This is a genomic window from Phyllobacterium sp. SL163 (genome assembly GCF_049896885.1).
GTDB lineage: Bacteria > Pseudomonadota > Alphaproteobacteria > Rhizobiales > Rhizobiaceae > Phyllobacterium > Phyllobacterium calauticae.
Map to the genome: position 1 here is coordinate 1 of NZ_JAFCVE010000015.1, position 17,260 is coordinate 17,260.

The window sequence follows — 17,260 nt, forward strand, 5'->3', positions numbered from 1 at the left end:
GCCGGCTGGACCGCGGATTATGCCGATGCCGAGAACTTCATGGTGATCAATCTGAGCACTAACACCACCTTCAATTATGGTCGCTGGAACAATCCGGACTTCGATGCCCTGGTCAAGAAATCCTACGACGAAAAAGACCCCGCGGCCCGCGCCAAGATTCTGCATGAAGCCGAAACACTGGTCCTGCAGGAACAGCCCGTCGCGCCGATGATGAATTTCGGCCAGCTCTGGCTCGTCTCCAACCGCGTCAAGGGCTGGAAGGACAACGGCACCAACGACCATCTGAGCAAATATCTGAGCCTTGAACAGTAATCGCGTGCGCGCCGCCGCCAGCGCGATGCGCCTGAATCAATGAGGGAAAGGACGGTAAATGATGTCTATTAAGTTCAGTCTGCGCACCGCAATCCTGCTTGGCACGCTGACGCTTGCCGCAAGTCCCGCCCTCGCCGAAGCGGTCCTGCACCGGGGCAATGCGGGCGAACCCAATACGCTCGACCAATCCCAGACATCCATCGATATCGAGGCCTTTGTCGTAAAGGACCTCTACGAAGGGTTGACCGTCTACGATGCCAAGGGCGCCATCATACCGGGTGCGGCGGAAAGCTGGACGGTATCGGATGACGGCACGGTCTATACATTCAAGCTTCGCGCCAATGCCAACTGGTCGGATGGCACGCCGGTCACAGCGGAAGACTTTGTCTTCTCCTATCGCCGCATCGAGGATCCGAAGACGGCGGCCAAATACGCCAATATCCTTTATCCCATCAAGAATGCGGAAAAGATCAACAAGGGTGAATTGCCGCTCGATCAGCTTGGCGTGAAGGCCGTCGATGCCAAGACCGTCGAGATTACGCTCGAGCGGGCGACGCCCTTCTTCATCCAGCTGATGGCGCACCAGACGGCGTTGCCCATCAACAAGGCCAGTTTTGAGAAGAATGGCCCGGATTTCGTCAAACCCGGCAAGATGGTGTCGAACGGCGCCTTCCAGCTTGTCGACCATGTGCTCAACGATCACCTGACCGTCGGCAAGAACCCCAATTACTGGGATGCGGCCAATGTCAAACTGGACAAGGTCATCTTCTATCCGTTGGAAGATGATGCAGCGGCGGTCCGGCGCTTTGAAGCCGGGGAACTCGACACGGTCTACAATTTCTCGGCGGACCAGATCGAGCGCCTGCGCAAATCCTGGGGCGATCAGGTGCATGTGACCCCGGCGCTCGCCACCTATTATTATGCCTTCGACACGCGCACCGAGCCCTTCAACGATGTGCGCGTGCGCAACGCACTCTCCATGTCGGTTGATCGCGACTTCCTCGCCAAGGAAATCTACAGCGGCGCGCAACTGCCGACCTATTCGCTCGTGCCGCCCGGTCTTGCCACCTATGGCGAACCGTCCAAGGCGGCCTTTGCCGACATGTCGCAGCTCGACCGCGACGACAAGGCTGTCGCGCTGATGAAAGAGGCGGGCTACGGTCCGGGCGGCAAGCCGCTCAACATCGAGATCCGCTACAACACCAACGCCAACCATGAACGGGTGGCAACAGCTGTCGCCGACATGTGGAAGAAGGCGTTCGGCGCCAACGTGACCCTGATGAACCTCGACGTGTCGTCGCACTATGCCTACCTGCAGGAGGGCGGCAAGTTCAACGTTGCCCGGGCCAGCTGGTTTGCCGATTATGCCGATGCGGAAAATTTCCTGGCCCTGAATGTCAGCAGCAACAAGACATTCAACTACGGGCACTACAACAACCCGGAATATGACGCGCTGATGAAGAAATCCTATGACGAGCGCGATCCCGCAGCCCGGTCGAAGATCTTGCATGCGGCGGAAGCCCTGCTGACCCGGGACGAGCCCATCGCATCGCTGATGAACAGCGCCAACATCTGGCTCATCTCCAAGCGGATCAAAGGCTGGGGCGACAATCCAACCAACGAACACCTGAGCAAATATCTGAGCCTTGCGGAATGATTTCTGTCCTGAACGCAACGGTCTAATTGAGTGAGTAGGTGCAGCTGCTGCGGAAGCTGCACAGAAGAGAGAGTATATCTCCATGTTTCATTTCGTCCTTCGCCGACTGGCGAGTGCAGTGCCGACATTGTTCATTGTCGTCACCATTTCGTTCTTCCTGATGCGGTTTGCACCGGGCGGTCCCTTCAACCTTGAAAGACCGCTGCCGCCGGCGACGATGGAAAACCTGATGAAGGCCTACCATCTCGATCAGCCGCTCTGGAACCAGTACCTGCAATATCTCAAGAATGCAGTGACCGGCGATTTCGGCCCCAGCTACATCTACAAGGACAACACGATCGCCGAGCTGATCGGCAAAGGCCTGCCTTACTCGGTGGAACTTGGATTCTATGCCTTGCTCCTTGCACTCTTCGGCGGGGTCATTGTCGGAACGATCGCGGCTTTGCGCCAGAACAGTTTCCTCGATTTCCTCATCATGTCCGTCGCGACAATCGGCGTGACGGTACCCAATTTCGTCGTGGGCCCGGTGCTCACCCTGATTTTCGCGGTACTGTTGTCCCTTTTGCCCGCGGGTGGCTGGGGTGACGGATCGTGGCGCTTCCTGATATTGCCGATGATTGCGCTGGCGCTGCCGCAGCTGGCCGTCTTTGCCCGTCTCACGCGCGGCTCGATGATCGAAGGCCTGCATACCGATCACATCCGCACGGCGCGTGCCTACGGATTGCCGCCAAGGACCGTCGTCATCACCCATGCCATGCGCGGGGCACTCCTGCCGGTTGTCTCCTATCTCGCGCCCTGCGCCGCCGCGCTGCTGACCGGTTCCGCCGTGGTCGAAACCATCTTTACCATTCCCGGCGTCGGCCGCTATTTCGTGCTGGGTGCCATCAATCGCGATTACACGCTCGTGATGGGAACGGTCGTTCTCGTGGCGATTTTCGTCATCGTTTTCAATCTTGTGGTCGATATTCTGTACGGCCTTCTTGATCCGAGGGTTCGCCATGACTGATATATCGACAACAAGCATCCCCGAGAAGGAAACCCAGGGGCGCAGCCTGTTTCAGCTGGCAACGCTCCGCTTCCGCCGCAACCGTGCGGCGATGGCCGGCTGCGTGGTGCTGTTCTTCATCACCCTCTTTTCCTTCTTCGGACCCTATTTCCTCAGTCATACCTACGATCAGGTATTCCCGTCCTACGTCACCATCCCGCCGAGCCTTGAAGCCTTGCCGAAGGCCGATACCCTCGGCGAGGTGATGGCAGGCGTGGCAAGTCGTGCGCGGGTGCAGCTGAAGGAATTTGCCGTCGACGGCAACACCTTCACCGCAACCATTCATTCGGACCAGCCGATCGATCCGCGGGCGACCCGCTATTTCGACCGGGCGAACGAGTTTCAGGGGACGAAGGTGGCGGCCACGGAAGACGACGGCAAAACGCTGAAGCTGTCAGGCAATGTCAATCGCGAATACTTCTTCTTCGGCACCGACGCCAACGGCCGCGACATGCTGGCCCGCATCATGCTCGGCGGGCAGATTTCGCTGGCCGTCGGGTTCCTTGCCAGCCTTGTTTCACTGGCTGTCGGCGTAACCTACGGCGCCATCTCCGGTTACATCGGCGGGCGTGTCGACAATGTGATGATGCGCCTGATCGAGATTCTCTATTCCCTGCCGTTCGTGTTTCTCGTCGTGGTGCTCGTCGTCTTCTTCGGGCGCAGTTTTATCCTGATCTTTCTGGTGATCGGTGCCGTGGAATGGCTTGATATGGCACGCATTGTGCGCGGTCAGACCCTTGCCCTGAAACGCCGCGAATTCATCGGTGCGGCGCAGGCCCTGGGGTTGACCGACTGGCAGATCATCCGCCGGCACATCATTCCCAATACGATTGGTCCCGTCATCGTCTTCGTCACGGTCGTGGTTCCGAAAGTCATCCTTCTGGAAAGCTTCCTGTCCTTCCTCGGTCTCGGTGTTCAGGCGCCGCTGACCAGTTGGGGCGCGCTGATTTCCGAAGGTGCAAACAAGATGCAATCTGCACCATGGTTGCTGATTTTCCCTGCCATTTTCTTTGTCGTCACCCTGTTCTCGCTGAACTTCATCGGTGACGGCCTGCGTGATGCACTCGACCCGAAGGACCGCTGAAATGACGGACAACAAAGATGCAGTATTGTCCGTGCGCGGACTGAAAGTCGACTTCACCACGCCGGACGGCGACGTCAATGCCGTCAAGGGCATCGATCTCGATGTTCTTCCCGGCGAAACGCTGGCCGTCGTTGGGGAATCCGGCTCCGGCAAGAGCCAGACCATGATGGGCATCATGGGTCTCCTGGCGCAGAACGGCCGCGTGGCCGGCTCGGCAAAATATCGCGGCAAGGAGCTGGTCGGCCTGTCGACCAAGGCGCTCAACGAGGTGCGCGGCTCGAAAATCACCATGATTTTCCAGGAGCCCATGACCTCGCTCGACCCGCTTTACACAATCGGGCGACAGATTGCCGAGCCCATCGTCCACCACAAGGGTGTCAGCTTCAAGCAGGCGAAGGTGCGCGTGCTCGAACTGTTGAAGCTTGTCGGCATTCCCGAACCGGAACGGCGCATCAACAGCTACCCGCACGAAATGTCCGGCGGTCAGCGTCAGCGCGTCATGATTGCCATGGCGCTTGCCAACGAACCGGATCTTCTGATTGCCGATGAGCCGACCACCGCGCTCGACGTGACGATCCAGGCCCAGATTCTTGATCTCCTGCGCGATTTGCAGAAGCGGTTCGGCATGGCCATCGTGCTGATCACCCATGATCTTGGCGTGGTCAAACATTTTGCCGAGCGCGTGGTTGTCATGCGGCGCGGCGAGGTCGTCGAAAAAGGGACGATCAAGGACATCTTTGAACGCCCGCAGGAAGACTATACCAAGATGCTGCTGGCCGCGGAGCCCAGCGGCAGCAAGTCGGCGCCGGAAGACAAGGCGCCGATCATGCTGGAAGGGCGCAATGTCACGGTCGACTTCGCCATTGGCGGCGGTTTCTTCACCAGCGCACACACGCGCTTCCGCGCGGTGGACGGTGTAACGGTCCGGCTCAAGCAGCGGCAAACCATCGGCATTGTCGGTGAATCCGGCTCCGGAAAGTCAACGCTCGGCCGGGCGCTCCTGCGGCTTCTGCCGAGCAATGGCCAGTATCATTTTGAAAACAAGAACATTTCCGGCTTTGATCGCGCTGCCATGCGGCCGCTGCGCCGGGAATTGCAGCTGGTGTTCCAGGATCCCTACGGCTCGCTTTCGCCACGCCAGACAGTGGGCGAAATCATCACCGAAGGCCTGCTCATCCACGAGCCGCAACTGTCACGCGCCGACCGCGACAAGCGTGCCATTGCGGCACTCAAGGAAGTGGGGCTCGATCCCGGCGCTCGCAACCGCTATCCGCACGAGTTTTCCGGGGGACAACGGCAACGCATCGCCATCGCGCGCGCCATGATCCTCAAGCCGAAAGTCGTCATTCTCGATGAACCGACCTCGGCGCTCGACCGGTCTGTGCAGGGTCAGGTGATCGAACTTCTGCGCGACCTGCAGGCCAAGCACGATCTGTCCTACATCTTCATCAGTCACGATCTCGCAGTCATCAAGGCGATGTCCGACTATGTGATCGTGATGAAGAGCGGCAAGATCGTCGAGGAAGGCCAGACCGACGATATTTTCGATGCGCCGCAGCACGATTATACCAAGACGCTGATCGGCGCCGCATTCGATTTGGATTAGTGCGGCTTGCATTTGCAACAGAAAAAGTTCATTTTATAGATCGAAGTGTATATCCATATAGACGACGAGTTATAGAATGGCTTTTTCCGTCAAAGACGAGACCACAGATGCTGCGGTTCGGCGGCTCGCGAAACTTAAAAACACAAGCCTCACGGATGCTATTCGTGAGGCCGTTGTGAATGAGTACAATCGCACCGCGAGAAAAACTCCCTTGCAGGAGAGGCTGGCGGCGCTTTCCGAACGCTACCAGGCTTATCCCACGACTGGTGAGGAAGCCGACAAAGCCTTCTTTGATGATCTTTCCGGAGATCTCTGATGTTCATCGATGCATCAGCCATCATTGCGATAATCGGCAATGAAGACGACGCTTTGTCACTGTCGGCGCGGTTGGCCCAAGCATCAGCAATCTACATATCACCCGTCGTGACCTACGAAGCGGTAACGGGTCTGGCCCGCAAAAGGGCCTGCCCGATAGATGTGGCGGAAGAACTGGTTGAAGCATTTATTGAAGAGACACAGGCAACAATCCTCGACATCACAGCCAGCGTGGGGAAGGAGGCCATCAAGGCATCCGGCAGATATGGCCGAGGCCGCCACAGGGCGGACCTCAATATGGGCGATTGTTTCGCCTATGCCTGCGCAAAGGCGAACAACTTGCCGCTCCTCTTCAAGGGAAATGATTTCCCCCATACCGATATAGAAGTTGCTTGAAACGGCCCGCTCTCGTTAAAGCTCAGACCGCCAAGGCGGATTTGCTCCGGCGCGCGATACGGTGACAGCAGACGCCTTCACACCGAGCAGCAAGGCCTCGCGGATTTGCCCTTCCTCAAGCGACGTCAGCGCAGCTTTGGCCAGAAGGCCGGCTTCCTGCAGCGAGGTGAGGACGCCCGCCGTGAACGTATCGCCGGCGCCGACCGTATCGACAACTGCAACCTTCTGTGCCGCCACGTGCACGGCCAGCTCAGATGTATAGCCGGTCACGCCATCGGCACCATGGGTGACGAGAATGAGCTTCGGGCCATGCTGCGATGCCGGGACAATCCAGCGCCGTGCAATCTCTTCCATCGTGCCGCTTTCACCGAACCAGCGCATATCCTCATCGGAAATCTTGACGATATCGCTCATGGCGATCATGCGGCGCATGCGCGCCAGATGCTTTTCCTTGTCGGGAATAAAGCCCGGCCGGATGTTGGGGTCGAGAACGATGACGCGCTTTTCATGCTCGCGCGCCATCAGCGCTTCATAGGTCGAGCCGCAGGGTTCCGGAATGAGGCTGATCGCGCCGAACTGCAGCGTCGTGACATTGTCCTCCAGCGCCGGCAGATCGCCGAGGGCGAGTGAACGCCCGGCACTGTTCTCGTCGTAGAAGGTGTAGCTGGCCTGGCCGTCGGTCAGGCGCACGAAGGCAAGCGTCGTGGGCTGCGGCGAAATATGCGCGTAGCGCGTGCCGACATGGTTGGCCGCCAGGCTTTCACGCAGCATCTGACCGAAGAAATCCGAGGAAACGCCGGAATAGAATTCGGTCGGCACGCCGAGGCGGCCCAAGGCAATGGCCGTATTGAAAACCGCGCCGCCGACATAGGGCGCAAAAGCCGGTTCACCCGCTTCGCTCGTGCGCGGCAACATGTCGATCAGCGCTTCACCACAACATAGAATCATTTGTCAGTTTCTTTCGATGGATAAATGACGCCCTTGCGGACGATGATATTGCCGTAAAGCCTTGGTTCGCTTGTCGCGATGATGGTGTGGGCATCCTTCACCCGTGTGTAGAACGCATCACCGACCAGCGGCAAGAGCGAAAATCCGGGGGCGCGGCGCGCACAGACTTCGCTCATTTCCTCGTGCACCGGATCAAGGAGATCGGGATTTCCCTTCACCGTTGCGCGGAACAGCGCGTGCGGCACGAAATCATCCACCGGCATGACCTGCAGGATCGCATCGAGGATGGGAATCAGCGGCAGGCCATCGGCCCGGATCAGCCGCCGGGCATGTTCCAGCGCCGGATAATTGCCGTCGACCAGCGCGATTTCGTCGCCATGGCCCATGGCACGCAAGGTCGCGAGAAGCTCCGGGCCCAGGATGGGCGGAATACCAATCAGCACGTTCAATCGACCTTTCTGAATATTTTCTGTCCGATGAGGAACCGGTCCGACAGGGCAAGGCTGGCGGCCCCGAGCGCTCTGGCATGAATGCCGACCGAGCCTTCGACAATGACGGGCAGCTCGATCCCCTCCAGATCGAATGTTCCGACATGGGTGCGCACGGCATCGACGATCCGTGCACGCACGTGCGCGGGCATCCAGCCATCGATAACGGCCGCTTCAAAATCGACAACCGACGCGGCGGCAATCACAGCCTGCGCAATGGCCTTGCCCGAACGGTCGATCCAACCGTCCAATTCCTCACCCATCGGGCCCCAATCATCGGGCGAGGTCCACAGCGGGGAGGGATCGCGGCCAAGGCCGGTGACGATGCGCTCCAGCGCGGTGATCGATGCAATGTCGATCAGCTGCTGCGTGGTCCCGTCGGGACCGGGCACCGGCATGGAACCGAGCGCGCCGGCATTGCCGCTGCGCCCCGCATAGAGGCTGCCATTGATGACGATACCGCCGCCGATGAACGAGCCGATATAGAAATAGACGAAATCATTGAGGTCTTTTGTCTCGCCGAAGACAAGCTCCGCACCGCAGGCGGCCGTGATGTCATTCTGCAGATAGACCGGAAAATCGCAGATGGCGGCAATGGATGCCTTGATATCGGACTGGCGCCACTGATCGAGGATTTCCTGCGGCGCCCCGACTGTATCGGCCCATTTCCACAGTTCGAACGGCGCGGCTATGCCAAGACCGGCAACCTTCGAACGCTGCTTCGCGTCAAGGCCATCCAGCATCGTCGCGATGCCATCCCTGGTGAAAGCCAGGACCGAATCCGGCGTGGGATAGGCATAGGGCATATGCAGCATAGACCGGATACGCCCGACAAAATCGATCAACACCAGATCCGCACTGCGCCGCCCGATCTTCAGGCCGAGGAAGAAGGCACCCTCCGGATTGAGCGACATGGGAATGAGCGGCTGGCCGATGCGGCCGCGCAGCGGCTCTTCGCGCGAAAGCAGCTCGTCGGCTTCCAGCATGCGCATGATGATCGAGATTGTCTGCGCCGAAAGTCCTGTCATCCGCGCAATGGCTGTTTTGGCAAGGCTGCCGTGCTGGCGCAACAGCGAAAGCACGACCCGCTCATTGTGGTCGCGCATGCCGCTCTGGTTTGTTCCCTGATGAAGCGGCGGCCGTGTTCCTCCCGGACCGTGGCGCTCCGATAGTCTGATGCCCAAAAGGACGTCCTCCCTGATATCGGCGCGACAATGGAGCCATCAGGCAAACCTGTCAATAATAAATAAGAGTGATTTATTAATGTTGACAGCTTGGCGAGGCTGGTATTTCCTAGGGTAGCACTTGGCCGGGAGGATAACTGTCCGAGGTGTTCATGCGAAAGTAGGGCTGCCCACCGGCAGCGCGTCGTATTACGATCAAACTCTGGGAGGTAGTGACATGCGCAGAAGCATTTATCTGAAATCAACCATTCTTGGTGCCGCCGTTGTGGCCATCGCCGCCTTTGCCGCTCCGGCACAGGCTGCAGGCGTCGGCGCCTGCCTGATCACCAAGACGGACACCAATCCGTTCTTCGTCAAGATGAAAGAGGGCGCCGTTGCCAAGGCAAAGGAACTCGGCGTCGACCTCAAGACCTATGCCGGCAAGATCGACGGCGACAGCGAAAGCCAGGTGGCCGCGATTGAAACCTGCATCGCCGATGGTGCCAAGGGCATCCTGATCACCGCATCAGACACGGCCGGCATTGTTTCGTCGGTCAAGCAGGCCCGCGATGCCGGCGTCCTCGTCATTGCACTCGATACACCGCTTGATCCGATCGATGCGGCAGACGCAACATTTGCCACGGACAATCTTCTGGCGGGCGAACTCGTCGGCAAGTGGGCCGCTGAAACGTTGGGCGACAAGGCCAAGGATGCAAAAATTGCCTTCCTTGACCTGACACCCTCGCAGCCATCGGTCGATGTCCTGCGCGATCAGGGTTTCATGAAGGGCTTTGGCATTGACGTGGTCGACATCAACAAGATCGGCGACGAAACAGACCCGCGCATTGTCGGCCATGACGTTACCAACGGCAATGAAGAAGGCGGCCGCAAGGCAATGGAAAACCTTCTGCAGAAAGATCCTGGCATCAACGTCGTTCACACGATCAATGAACCGGCCGCGGCCGGTGCCTACGAAGCACTGAAGGCATTCGGCAAGGACAAGGGCGTCCTTCTGGTGTCCATCGACGGCGGCTGCCCGGGCGTGAAGAATGTCGAAGCCGGTATCATCGGCGCAACCTCGCAGCAGTATCCGCTGATGATGGCTTCGCTCGGCATCGAGGCAATCAAGAAGTTCGCCGATACCGGCGAAAAGCCGAAGCCGACGGCAGGCAAGAGCTTCTTTGATACGGGCGTTTCCCTGGTGACGGACAAGCCGGTCAAGGGCGTCGAGTCCATCGACGTGAAAAGCGGCCTTGCCAAGTGCTGGGGCTGATCGCGCCCTGATTTGACAGAAAAGCCAGCAAACAGTGAGAGGACGGTGTAAAACCGTCCTCTCTGAGCTGCGCAAATTTTGGGGGAACCAACCCATGAACGAAGCCAATCCGGGATCACAACCCAAGCAGGAATTCGAGCGCGTTCTGACACAGAGCGCCACAGCCATCGCCAGTTTCGACGGCGAGCAGAAAAGCCTGGTCGAGCGGACGCGCCATTTTCTTCATTCGAGCCCGGCAGCGGTACCGCTGATCGTTCTCGTTCTGTCGCTGGCGGTTTTCGCCATTATTGTCGGTTCGCGCTTTTTCACACCCTTTGCCCTGTCGCTGATCCTGCAGCAGGTCGCGATCGTCGGCATTGTCGGCGCCGCCCAGACCCTGGTGATCCTGACCGCCGGTATCGACCTTTCCGTCGGCGCGATCATGGTCCTCACATCGGTTGTCATGGGCCAGTTCACCTTCCGTTATGGACTGCCTGTCGAACTTTCCATCCTGTGCGGTGTCGCCCTCGGCGGATTGTGCGGTCTCATCAACGGCATTCTCATCGCCTATGTGAAACTGCCTCCCTTCATCGTCACGCTCGGCACGTGGCAGATCTTTCTGGCCACGACCTATATCTACTCGGCCAACGAAACGATCCGGGCGCAGGACATCGAAGCGAAGGCGCGCATGCTGCAGTTCTTCGGCGAAAAAATCCAGATCGGCAGCGCCACCTTCACCTATGGCGTATTCGCCATGATCCTTCTGATCGCCATTCTCTGGTACGTGCTGAACCACACCGCCTGGGGCCGCCATCTCTATGCGATCGGCGATGATCCGGAAGCGGCGGAACTGGCGGGCGTCAGGACCAAGCGCGTGCTGATTTCCGTCTACGTGCTGGCCGGTTTCATCTGTGCGCTCGCCGGTTGGGCCCAGATCGGCCGCAACGGTTCGGTGTCACCGCAGGTCGGCCAGTTTGCCAATATCGAATCCATCACTGCGGTGGTTATCGGCGGCATGTCGCTCTTCGGCGGACGCGGTTCCATCCTCGGCATGCTGTTCGGCGCGCTGATCGTCGGCGTGTTCTCCTTCGGCATGCGCATGTACGGCACGGATGTCCAATGGACCTATCTGATGATCGGCGTCCTGATCATCACGGCCGTGGCAATCGATCAGTGGATCAGAAAGGTAGCAGGCTGATGACACCGCAACCCATTCTCACCGCCCGCGGCCTGGTCAAGCGGTACGGCCGCGTGACCGCGCTCGATCATGCGGATTTCGATCTTTATGCCGGCGAAGTCCTCGCCGTCATCGGCGACAACGGCGCGGGAAAATCCTCGCTGATCAAGGCGATTTCCGGTGCGGTTCATCCCGACGAGGGCGAGATCACGCTCGATGGCAAGCCGATCCATTTCCGCTCTCCGATGGAAGCGCGCGATGCCGGGATCGAAACCGTCTATCAGAACCTTGCCCTGTCGCCGGCACTTTCCATCGCGGACAACATGTTTCTCGGCCGCGAAATCCGCAAGCCGGGCATTCTGGGCAGCTGGCTGCGCATGCTTGACCGCAAGACCATGGAAAAGCAGGCCCGTGACAAGCTGACCGAGCTTGGCTTGATGACCATTCAGAACATCAGCCAGGCGGTGGAAACGCTCTCCGGCGGCCAGCGGCAGGGTGTCGCCGTGGCGCGCGCGGCGGCCTTCGGCTCCAAGGTCGTGATCATGGACGAACCGACGGCGGCGCTCGGCGTCAAGGAGTCACGCCGCGTTCTCGAGCTCATCCAGGATGTGAAAAAGCGCGGATTGCCGATTGTGCTGATCTCGCACAATATGCCACATGTTTTCGAAGTGGCGGACCGCATCCACATTCACCGGCTTGGCAAACGCCTTTGTGTCATCGACCCGAAGGAATACAGCATGTCGGATGCCGTGGCATTCATGACCGGCGCCAAGGAACCACCCGCCAGTCTTGCTGCATGAAGGACAGAATTGAAAAATGAAACGCTCAGAAGTCAACGCGATCATCCGTGAAAGCGACAAGTTCATCCGCTCGTTCGGCTATGTCATGCCGCCTTTCGCCTACTGGTCGCCGGAAGAGCTGAAGGCCCGCACCTCAAGCGATTCCAGGGCCATTCTCGATGCCAGGCTCGGCTGGGATATCACCGACTATGGACAGGGCAAGTTCGATGAACTCGGCCTGTTCCTCTTCACCACCCGCAACGGCAATCAGGCAGACCTGAAAAAAGGCGGCGGCATGCTCTATGCGGAAAAGATCATGATCTCCCGCGAAAAGCAGCTCTCGCCGATGCACCGCCATATCGTCAAGGCCGAGGACATCATCAACCGCGGCGGCGGCACGCTCGTGCTTGAACTGTTCAACTCGAATGCCGATGGCAGCGTCGACGAGAAGACGGATGTGGAAGTGGCAACGGACGGGCGTATCGTCACGCTGAAAGCCGGCGGCCTGCTAAAGCTGCAGCCGGGCGAAAGCGTCACGCTGCTGCCGGGAAACTGGCACGCATTCTGGGGCGAGGGCGGCGACGTCCTGATCGGCGAGGTTTCCACGGTCAATGACGACCTGACCGACAATATCTTCCGCGAGCCGATCGGCCGCTTCTCTTCGATTGAAGAGGACGAAGCACCGGTGCATCTTCTGGTTTCCGATTATGACAAATGGCTTGCCTGAGCCATCCCGCGGACAGCACAATGATTATAGCGATCGATGACCTGGTGACGGCCATTCTGGCCCGCGCTGCCGAAACCAAACGTTTGATCGTTGCCATTGCCGGCCCCCCCGGGGCCGGCAAATCCACGGTTTCCGCCGCTATCTCCGCAGCAATCAACACGCGCGAGGCCAATGCTGCCGTCGTGGTGCCCATGGACGGTTTCCATCTCGACAATGCCATCCTCGACGCACGCGACCAGCGCAAGCGCAAGGGATCGCCGCCAACCTTCGACTGCGCCGGCCTGGAAGTGCTGTTGAAACGGCTCAGGGCAGGGGAAGACAATGTCGTCATTCCGCTCTTTGACCGCAAGCTCGATCTCGCACGGGCGGGCGCTGCCGTGGTCAGAGGCGATCAGCGCATTCTTCTGGTCGAGGGGAACTATCTTCTTCTGGATCAGTCGCCCTGGGACCGGCTGGCTCCGCTTTTCGACCTCACCGTATTCCTGCAGGTGGATCGTGTGGAAATGGAAAACCGCCTTGTGCAGCGGTGGCTGGGCTATGGCTATAATGTCGGCTCGGCACAGCAGCGTGCCCTGTCGAATGACATACCCAATGCCGACCTTGTGCTCTCTGCCTCGCGCCCCGCTGACTACACGGTCGTCAATTAAAGCCATTGTCATTTGACTGTAACAGGGAAAGGCAATGAGCTGTCCTTCCCCGGCGAGAAGATTCGCCACATGCAGGCACGATGATGAACAGCCTCTATCCAGAGATTGAACCTTACGACCACGGCATGTTCGCCGTCGGTGATGGCAACGAAATCCATTGGGAAGCCTGCGGCAACCCGCGGGGAATTCCAGCTCTTGTCTTGCACGGCGGGCCGGGTTCCGGCTCGTCCGCAAACGCGCGGCGCTTCTTCGATCCAGAACGCTACCGCATCATCCTGTTCGATCAGCGGGGCTGCGGACGCAGCATACCGCATGCCAGCGATCCCCAGACTGATATGTCCGTGAACACGACGGAACATGTGTTGAGGGATATCGAATGTTTGCGCACCCATTTTGATATCGGGCATTGGCTTCTGTTCGGCATGTCATGGGGTTGCACATTAGGGCTTGCCTATGCCGAGGCCTATCCGGAGCGTGTCCTGGCTTTGGTGCTGGCAGGGGTGACGACGACGCGGCGATCCGAGATCGATTGGCTCTATCGCGGCATCGCTCCGCTGTTTCCCGAGCAATGGGCGCATTTCCGGCGAGGAGCCGGGCTGGATAGCGATGAGCCCGATGACGATCTTGTCGCTGCCTATTATCGCCTGCTCAACGGTGCGGATCCCGCCATCCGTTTGCAGGCGGCGCGCGACTGGCATGCATGGGAGTCTGCATCCATCCTGGTTGATCCGACGGCAAAACTGTCACCGAAATGGTCGGATGATCGCTATATCCTGGCACGCGCCCGCATCATCACCCATTATTTCCATCACAATGCCTGGCTGGAAGACCGTATTTTATTGAACCAAGCCAGTCTGTTGAAGGCAATTCCTGGTGTCATGATTCAGGGCCGTTTCGACCTTGAAGCGCCGCTTGTCACCGCGTGGGAGTTATCGAGGGCCTGGCCGGATGGCACGCTTGTCATCGTGCCCAATGCGGGCCATTCCCCAACCAGTCCCGGCATGACGGACGCCATTATCGCCGCAACGGACCGGTTTGCACGCGGGTCATTAAATGGTGCGGTCGGCATTTGATGCAACCCAAAGCCTATGCGCGGGGTGAAAGACGTGTGGCCATGTTTGCCATGATCGCGGCAGCCGCAGTGCGGGTAATGCCGGCCCAGGACTGCAAGACGTCCGGAGTTATGCGGTAGGCGGGGCCGGTGACGGAAATGCCCGCAACGAAGTGCCGGTTATTGGCATGTATCGGCGCGGCAACGCAGCAGATATCCGCCTCGTGTTCTTCCCGGTCATAGGCATTGCCTTCCACCCGGATCTGCTCGATTTCCTGCAATAGCGCCTCGGCATCGGGCAGCGTGCTCGGAGTAAAACGCTGAAAAGCGATCTGGGCAATGCGTGCCTGAAGCTCGTCGTCGGGCAGGGCGGACAGGGCTGCCTTGCCGACGCCGGTGCAATAGACCGGGGCGGTATTGCCGATCTGCGAATACATGCGCACGCTCTGCCGGCTTTCGACCTTGTCGAGGTAGATCACCTCGATACCCCGCAAAACGCCCAAATGAACCGTTTCACCGGTCTGCTCGTGCAGTCTCTGCAGGTGCGGTTCGGCAATGGTGCGAAAATCATTGCTGGCCCAGGCCCTGGAGGCAAATTCCAGCAGGCGTAGCCCGAGGCCGTAGGAGTGATCCCGGTTCAGGTCGAGAAGTCCTTCCTCGATCAGATTGGATATTTGCCGGTGCAGTGTGCCACGCGGCTGGTCGGACAGTTTGAGCACATCGGTAAAGCGAAGCGGCACGGGCGATGACGCTATGATGTGCACGACCTCAAGCGCCTTTCCGAGCGTCCCCGTTGAATTTTCCCGTGCCTTGCCCATTGAATCGCAACCGCCTCTTGACTTTCGGTACCATAGGATGACTATTCTATATAGTCAAATCAAGTTCCAAATAATGGAACAATGCAGCGAGATTTTCTCATGATGCCCTCGGCGATTTTCCCTGACCTGAAAGATCGTTCTGTCCTGATCACCGGGGGAGGGTCCGGGATCGGCGCAGCGTTGACGGAAGGGTTTGTACGCCAGGGGTCGCGCGTTGCCTTCATCGACATTGCAGATGAGGCTTCGCAGGCACTGGCAGAGCGCCTCGACCGCGAATATGGCAATCGGCCGCTCTATCTCAACACGGACCTGCGCGATATCGAAGCGCTGCGTGCCTCTATCGGCCGCGCCATTGAGGCCCACGGCCCGGTGACGGTGCTTGTGAACAATGCCGCCTGGGACGACAGGCACGACATCGATGATGTGACCGTCGAATACTGGGACAAGAACCAGTCGGTCAATCTGCGTCCGCAGTTCTTTGCCGCGCAGGCCGTTGTGCCGGGCATGCGGCAGGCGGGGGGCGGTTCCATTGTCAATTTCACCTCGACGTCCTTCATGATCAATCAGGGCAACTTTCCCTCCTATACCGCTGCAAAGGCTGGGATTATCGGCCTGACCAAAGGCCTTGCAGGACGCCTTGGGCCGGAGAAAATCCGCGTCAATGCAATCGCGCCGGGATGGGTCATCACCGACCGTCAGCGCGAACTCTGGGTGACGGAAGACGGTTTGAAGTCCCACATCGATAAGCAGGTTCTCAAGGAAGAAATCCAGCCCGGCGACATGGTCGGCCCCTGCCTGTTTCTCGCCTCCGATGCCGCCCGCATGCTCACCGCCCAGACATTGATTGTCGATGGAGGCTATCTGTGACCACCGCTGCAACCTATGCCGTTGCCGACTGGGGAACGAGCCGTTTCCGTCTCTGGCTTCTCGACCGTGAAGGCCATGTCGTCGCCGAGCGGCGTTCGGACGACGGTCTGGATACCTCCCGCGCGCGCGGTTTTGCTGAAACGCTCGAGGATCATCTCGCCAGCCTGCAAGCGCCGGCGGATTTGCCGGTCATCATCTGCGGCATGGCGGGTTCGCGTCAGGGCTGGGTGGAAGCCAATTATGTCCCGGTTCCGGCGGATCTTACCGCCATTCTTTCCGGGGCGGTGAAGATTGCCGGTATCAGGCGCGATGTGCGTATTATTCCCGGCCTGTCGCAGTCGGGCAGCGCGCCCAATGTCATGCGGGGCGAGGAAACCCAGCTGCTGGGTGCCATGCTGGCGCGCAATCTGCGCAGCGGCCTCGTGGCGATGCCCGGCACGCATTCGAAATGGGTCGAGCTGGACGAGGGCAGGGCAACGTCATTTTCCACCTTCCTGACCGGCGAGCTCTATGCGCTTCTGGCCGGGCATTCGATCCTGCGGCATTCCATCGGCAACGCCGCAGAAGCGGTGACACCGGACCACCCCCAATTCACCGCGGGGCTTGAACTGATGCTTGGCGGCAACCGGCGCATGCTGGGCGAGCTCTTTGGCATCCGCGCTGCCATGCTGCTGGAAAATCTGCCGCCGGACGGTGCCGCGTCGCGGCTGTCCGGTCTGCTCATTGGAACGGAAATTGCCGGGGCCAAGGAAAAATTCGGCACCTCGGCCACCATTGCACTCGTCGCATCCGGCGCGATGGCCACGCTTTATGCAAAAGCCATGACCGTTGCCGGCCTGAACTTCGATATCGTCGACGCCGATGAAGCGGTGCGCAAGGGCCTGTTCGTTGCCGCGTCACAGCTTTGGCCAGCCATACAAGGATAATT

At 59.3% G+C, this 17,260-nt stretch carries 18 protein-coding genes and 1 pseudogene; 15 read left to right on the top strand and 4 right to left on the bottom strand.

Annotation, left to right across the window (positions count from 1 at the left end; all coding sequences use genetic code 11):
- The 7 genes and pseudogenes from ACP7B1_RS24000 to ACP7B1_RS24030 all read left to right on the top strand — a co-directional run.
- Window positions 1-312, top strand: a pseudogene (locus ACP7B1_RS24000) (peptide ABC transporter substrate-binding protein); the annotation flags it as partial.
- 58 nt (window positions 313-370) lie between these two features.
- Entirely contained in the window at window positions 371-1,969 is a 1,599-nt protein-coding gene (locus tag ACP7B1_RS24005) for a peptide ABC transporter substrate-binding protein (protein WP_346306549.1), read from the top strand.
- A gap of 82 nt (window positions 1,970-2,051) precedes the next feature.
- Window positions 2,052-2,975, top strand: a complete 924-nt coding sequence (gene oppB, locus ACP7B1_RS24010) for an oligopeptide ABC transporter permease OppB (RefSeq protein ID WP_105733698.1) — start codon at window positions 2,052-2,054, stop codon at window positions 2,973-2,975.
- The gene (locus ACP7B1_RS24015; protein WP_346306548.1) at window positions 2,968-4,098 is read left to right on the top strand and encodes an ABC transporter permease subunit; all 1,131 of its coding nucleotides are present in this window, start codon (window positions 2,968-2,970) and stop codon (window positions 4,096-4,098) included. Before oppB ends, ACP7B1_RS24015 begins: the two co-directional genes overlap by 8 nt.
- 1 nt (window position 4,099) lies before the next feature.
- On the top strand, window positions 4,100-5,704 hold the full coding sequence (locus ACP7B1_RS24020; RefSeq protein WP_223614610.1) for an ABC transporter ATP-binding protein: 1,605 nt from the start codon (window positions 4,100-4,102) through the stop codon (window positions 5,702-5,704).
- Between the two features lie 76 nt (window positions 5,705-5,780).
- The gene (locus tag ACP7B1_RS24025; RefSeq protein WP_346306547.1) at window positions 5,781-6,020 is read left to right on the top strand and encodes a type II toxin-antitoxin system VapB family antitoxin; all 240 of its coding nucleotides are present in this window, start codon (window positions 5,781-5,783) and stop codon (window positions 6,018-6,020) included.
- Complete coding sequence (locus ACP7B1_RS24030) at window positions 6,020-6,415, top strand: type II toxin-antitoxin system VapC family toxin (RefSeq protein WP_346306546.1); 396 nt, start codon at window positions 6,020-6,022, stop codon at window positions 6,413-6,415. The genes ACP7B1_RS24025 and ACP7B1_RS24030 overlap by 1 nt, the downstream gene beginning before the upstream one ends.
- Before the next feature lie 15 nt (window positions 6,416-6,430).
- Here the strand turns inward: ACP7B1_RS24030 and ACP7B1_RS24035 are convergent, their stop codons facing one another.
- The 3 genes from ACP7B1_RS24035 to ACP7B1_RS24045 are packed head-to-tail and all read right to left on the bottom strand — an operon-like array spanning window position 6,431 to window position 8,957.
- Window positions 6,431-7,363, bottom strand: coding sequence for a carbohydrate kinase family protein (locus ACP7B1_RS24035; RefSeq protein WP_426137386.1), 933 nt, complete (start codon window positions 7,361-7,363; stop codon window positions 6,431-6,433).
- Window positions 7,360-7,806 carry an RbsD/FucU family protein gene (locus tag ACP7B1_RS24040; RefSeq protein WP_223614926.1) on the bottom strand — a complete coding sequence of 149 codons (447 nt, stop codon included), beginning with the start codon at window positions 7,804-7,806 and terminating at the stop codon, window positions 7,360-7,362. Before ACP7B1_RS24040 ends, ACP7B1_RS24035 begins: the two co-directional genes overlap by 4 nt.
- A gap of 2 nt (window positions 7,807-7,808) precedes the next feature.
- Entirely contained in the window at window positions 7,809-8,957 is a 1,149-nt protein-coding gene (locus ACP7B1_RS24045) for an ROK family transcriptional regulator (protein ID WP_223614608.1), read from the bottom strand.
- A gap of 313 nt (window positions 8,958-9,270) precedes the next feature.
- Between ACP7B1_RS24045 and ACP7B1_RS24050 the strand changes: the two genes are divergently transcribed.
- From ACP7B1_RS24050 to pip, 6 genes are all read left to right on the top strand, one after another.
- The gene (locus ACP7B1_RS24050; protein ID WP_346308439.1) at window positions 9,271-10,287 is read left to right on the top strand and encodes a sugar ABC transporter substrate-binding protein; all 1,017 of its coding nucleotides are present in this window, start codon (window positions 9,271-9,273) and stop codon (window positions 10,285-10,287) included.
- A gap of 94 nt (window positions 10,288-10,381) precedes the next feature.
- Window positions 10,382-11,464 (top strand): ABC transporter permease, encoded by a 1,083-nt coding sequence (locus ACP7B1_RS24055; RefSeq protein WP_288194435.1) that lies wholly within the window; start codon window positions 10,382-10,384, stop codon window positions 11,462-11,464.
- Window positions 11,464-12,243: an ATP-binding cassette domain-containing protein gene (locus ACP7B1_RS24060; protein ID WP_223614606.1), complete on the top strand. Its 780-nt coding sequence runs from the start codon at window positions 11,464-11,466 to the stop codon at window positions 12,241-12,243. The genes ACP7B1_RS24055 and ACP7B1_RS24060 overlap by 1 nt, the downstream gene beginning before the upstream one ends.
- 16 nt (window positions 12,244-12,259) lie before the next feature.
- Window positions 12,260-12,949, top strand: a complete 690-nt coding sequence (locus ACP7B1_RS24065) for a D-lyxose/D-mannose family sugar isomerase (protein WP_223614605.1) — start codon at window positions 12,260-12,262, stop codon at window positions 12,947-12,949.
- Window positions 12,950-12,969: 20 nt separating this feature from the next.
- Entirely contained in the window at window positions 12,970-13,596 is a 627-nt protein-coding gene (locus ACP7B1_RS24070; protein ID WP_346308438.1) for a nucleoside triphosphate hydrolase, read from the top strand.
- An 83-nt stretch (window positions 13,597-13,679) separates the two neighbouring features.
- Window positions 13,680-14,669 carry a prolyl aminopeptidase gene (pip, locus tag ACP7B1_RS24075; protein ID WP_346308437.1) on the top strand — a complete coding sequence of 330 codons (990 nt, stop codon included), beginning with the start codon at window positions 13,680-13,682 and terminating at the stop codon, window positions 14,667-14,669.
- A 13-nt stretch (window positions 14,670-14,682) separates the two neighbouring features.
- Here the strand turns inward: pip and ACP7B1_RS24080 are convergent, their stop codons facing one another.
- Window positions 14,683-15,465, bottom strand: a complete 783-nt coding sequence (locus tag ACP7B1_RS24080; protein WP_346308436.1) for an IclR family transcriptional regulator — start codon at window positions 15,463-15,465, stop codon at window positions 14,683-14,685.
- Window positions 15,466-15,564: 99 nt separating this feature from the next.
- Here ACP7B1_RS24080 and ACP7B1_RS24085 point away from each other — a divergent pair, with 99 nt between their 5' ends.
- Together ACP7B1_RS24085 and ACP7B1_RS24090 are read left to right on the top strand one after the other, a co-directional pair.
- Window positions 15,565-16,332 (top strand): SDR family NAD(P)-dependent oxidoreductase, encoded by a 768-nt coding sequence (locus tag ACP7B1_RS24085; RefSeq protein WP_346308435.1) that lies wholly within the window; start codon window positions 15,565-15,567, stop codon window positions 16,330-16,332.
- Window positions 16,329-17,258 carry a 2-dehydro-3-deoxygalactonokinase gene (locus tag ACP7B1_RS24090; protein ID WP_346308434.1) on the top strand — a complete coding sequence of 310 codons (930 nt, stop codon included), beginning with the start codon at window positions 16,329-16,331 and terminating at the stop codon, window positions 17,256-17,258. The genes ACP7B1_RS24085 and ACP7B1_RS24090 overlap by 4 nt, the downstream gene beginning before the upstream one ends.
- The last annotated feature ends 2 nt before the right edge of the window (window positions 17,259-17,260 follow it).

Bases quoted from the DNA above. Each gene is read 5' to 3' on its own strand.
- ACP7B1_RS24035 (WP_426137386.1), bottom strand. From the start codon at position 7,363: ATGATTCTATGTTGTGGTGAAGCGCTGATCGACATGTTGCCGCGCACG.
- ACP7B1_RS24045 (WP_223614608.1), bottom strand. From the start codon at position 8,957: ATGCGCGACCACAATGAGCGGGTCGTGCTTTCGCTGTTGCGCCAGCAC.
- ACP7B1_RS24025 (WP_346306547.1), top strand. From the start codon at position 5,781: ATGGCTTTTTCCGTCAAAGACGAGACCACAGATGCTGCGGTTCGGCGG.
- ACP7B1_RS24005 (WP_346306549.1), top strand. From the start codon at position 371: ATGATGTCTATTAAGTTCAGTCTGCGCACCGCAATCCTGCTTGGCACG.
- ACP7B1_RS24080 (WP_346308436.1), bottom strand. From the start codon at position 15,465: ATGGGCAAGGCACGGGAAAATTCAACGGGGACGCTCGGAAAGGCGCTT.
- ACP7B1_RS24070 (WP_346308438.1), top strand. From the start codon at position 12,970: ATGATTATAGCGATCGATGACCTGGTGACGGCCATTCTGGCCCGCGCT.
- ACP7B1_RS24020 (WP_223614610.1), top strand. From the start codon at position 4,100: ATGACGGACAACAAAGATGCAGTATTGTCCGTGCGCGGACTGAAAGTC.
- oppB (WP_105733698.1), top strand. From the start codon at position 2,052: ATGTTTCATTTCGTCCTTCGCCGACTGGCGAGTGCAGTGCCGACATTG.
- ACP7B1_RS24065 (WP_223614605.1), top strand. From the start codon at position 12,260: ATGAAACGCTCAGAAGTCAACGCGATCATCCGTGAAAGCGACAAGTTC.
- ACP7B1_RS24030 (WP_346306546.1), top strand. From the start codon at position 6,020: ATGTTCATCGATGCATCAGCCATCATTGCGATAATCGGCAATGAAGAC.
- ACP7B1_RS24085 (WP_346308435.1), top strand. From the start codon at position 15,565: ATGATGCCCTCGGCGATTTTCCCTGACCTGAAAGATCGTTCTGTCCTG.
- pip (WP_346308437.1), top strand. From the start codon at position 13,680: ATGAACAGCCTCTATCCAGAGATTGAACCTTACGACCACGGCATGTTC.
- ACP7B1_RS24055 (WP_288194435.1), top strand. From the start codon at position 10,382: ATGAACGAAGCCAATCCGGGATCACAACCCAAGCAGGAATTCGAGCGC.
- ACP7B1_RS24015 (WP_346306548.1), top strand. From the start codon at position 2,968: ATGACTGATATATCGACAACAAGCATCCCCGAGAAGGAAACCCAGGGG.
- ACP7B1_RS24060 (WP_223614606.1), top strand. From the start codon at position 11,464: ATGACACCGCAACCCATTCTCACCGCCCGCGGCCTGGTCAAGCGGTAC.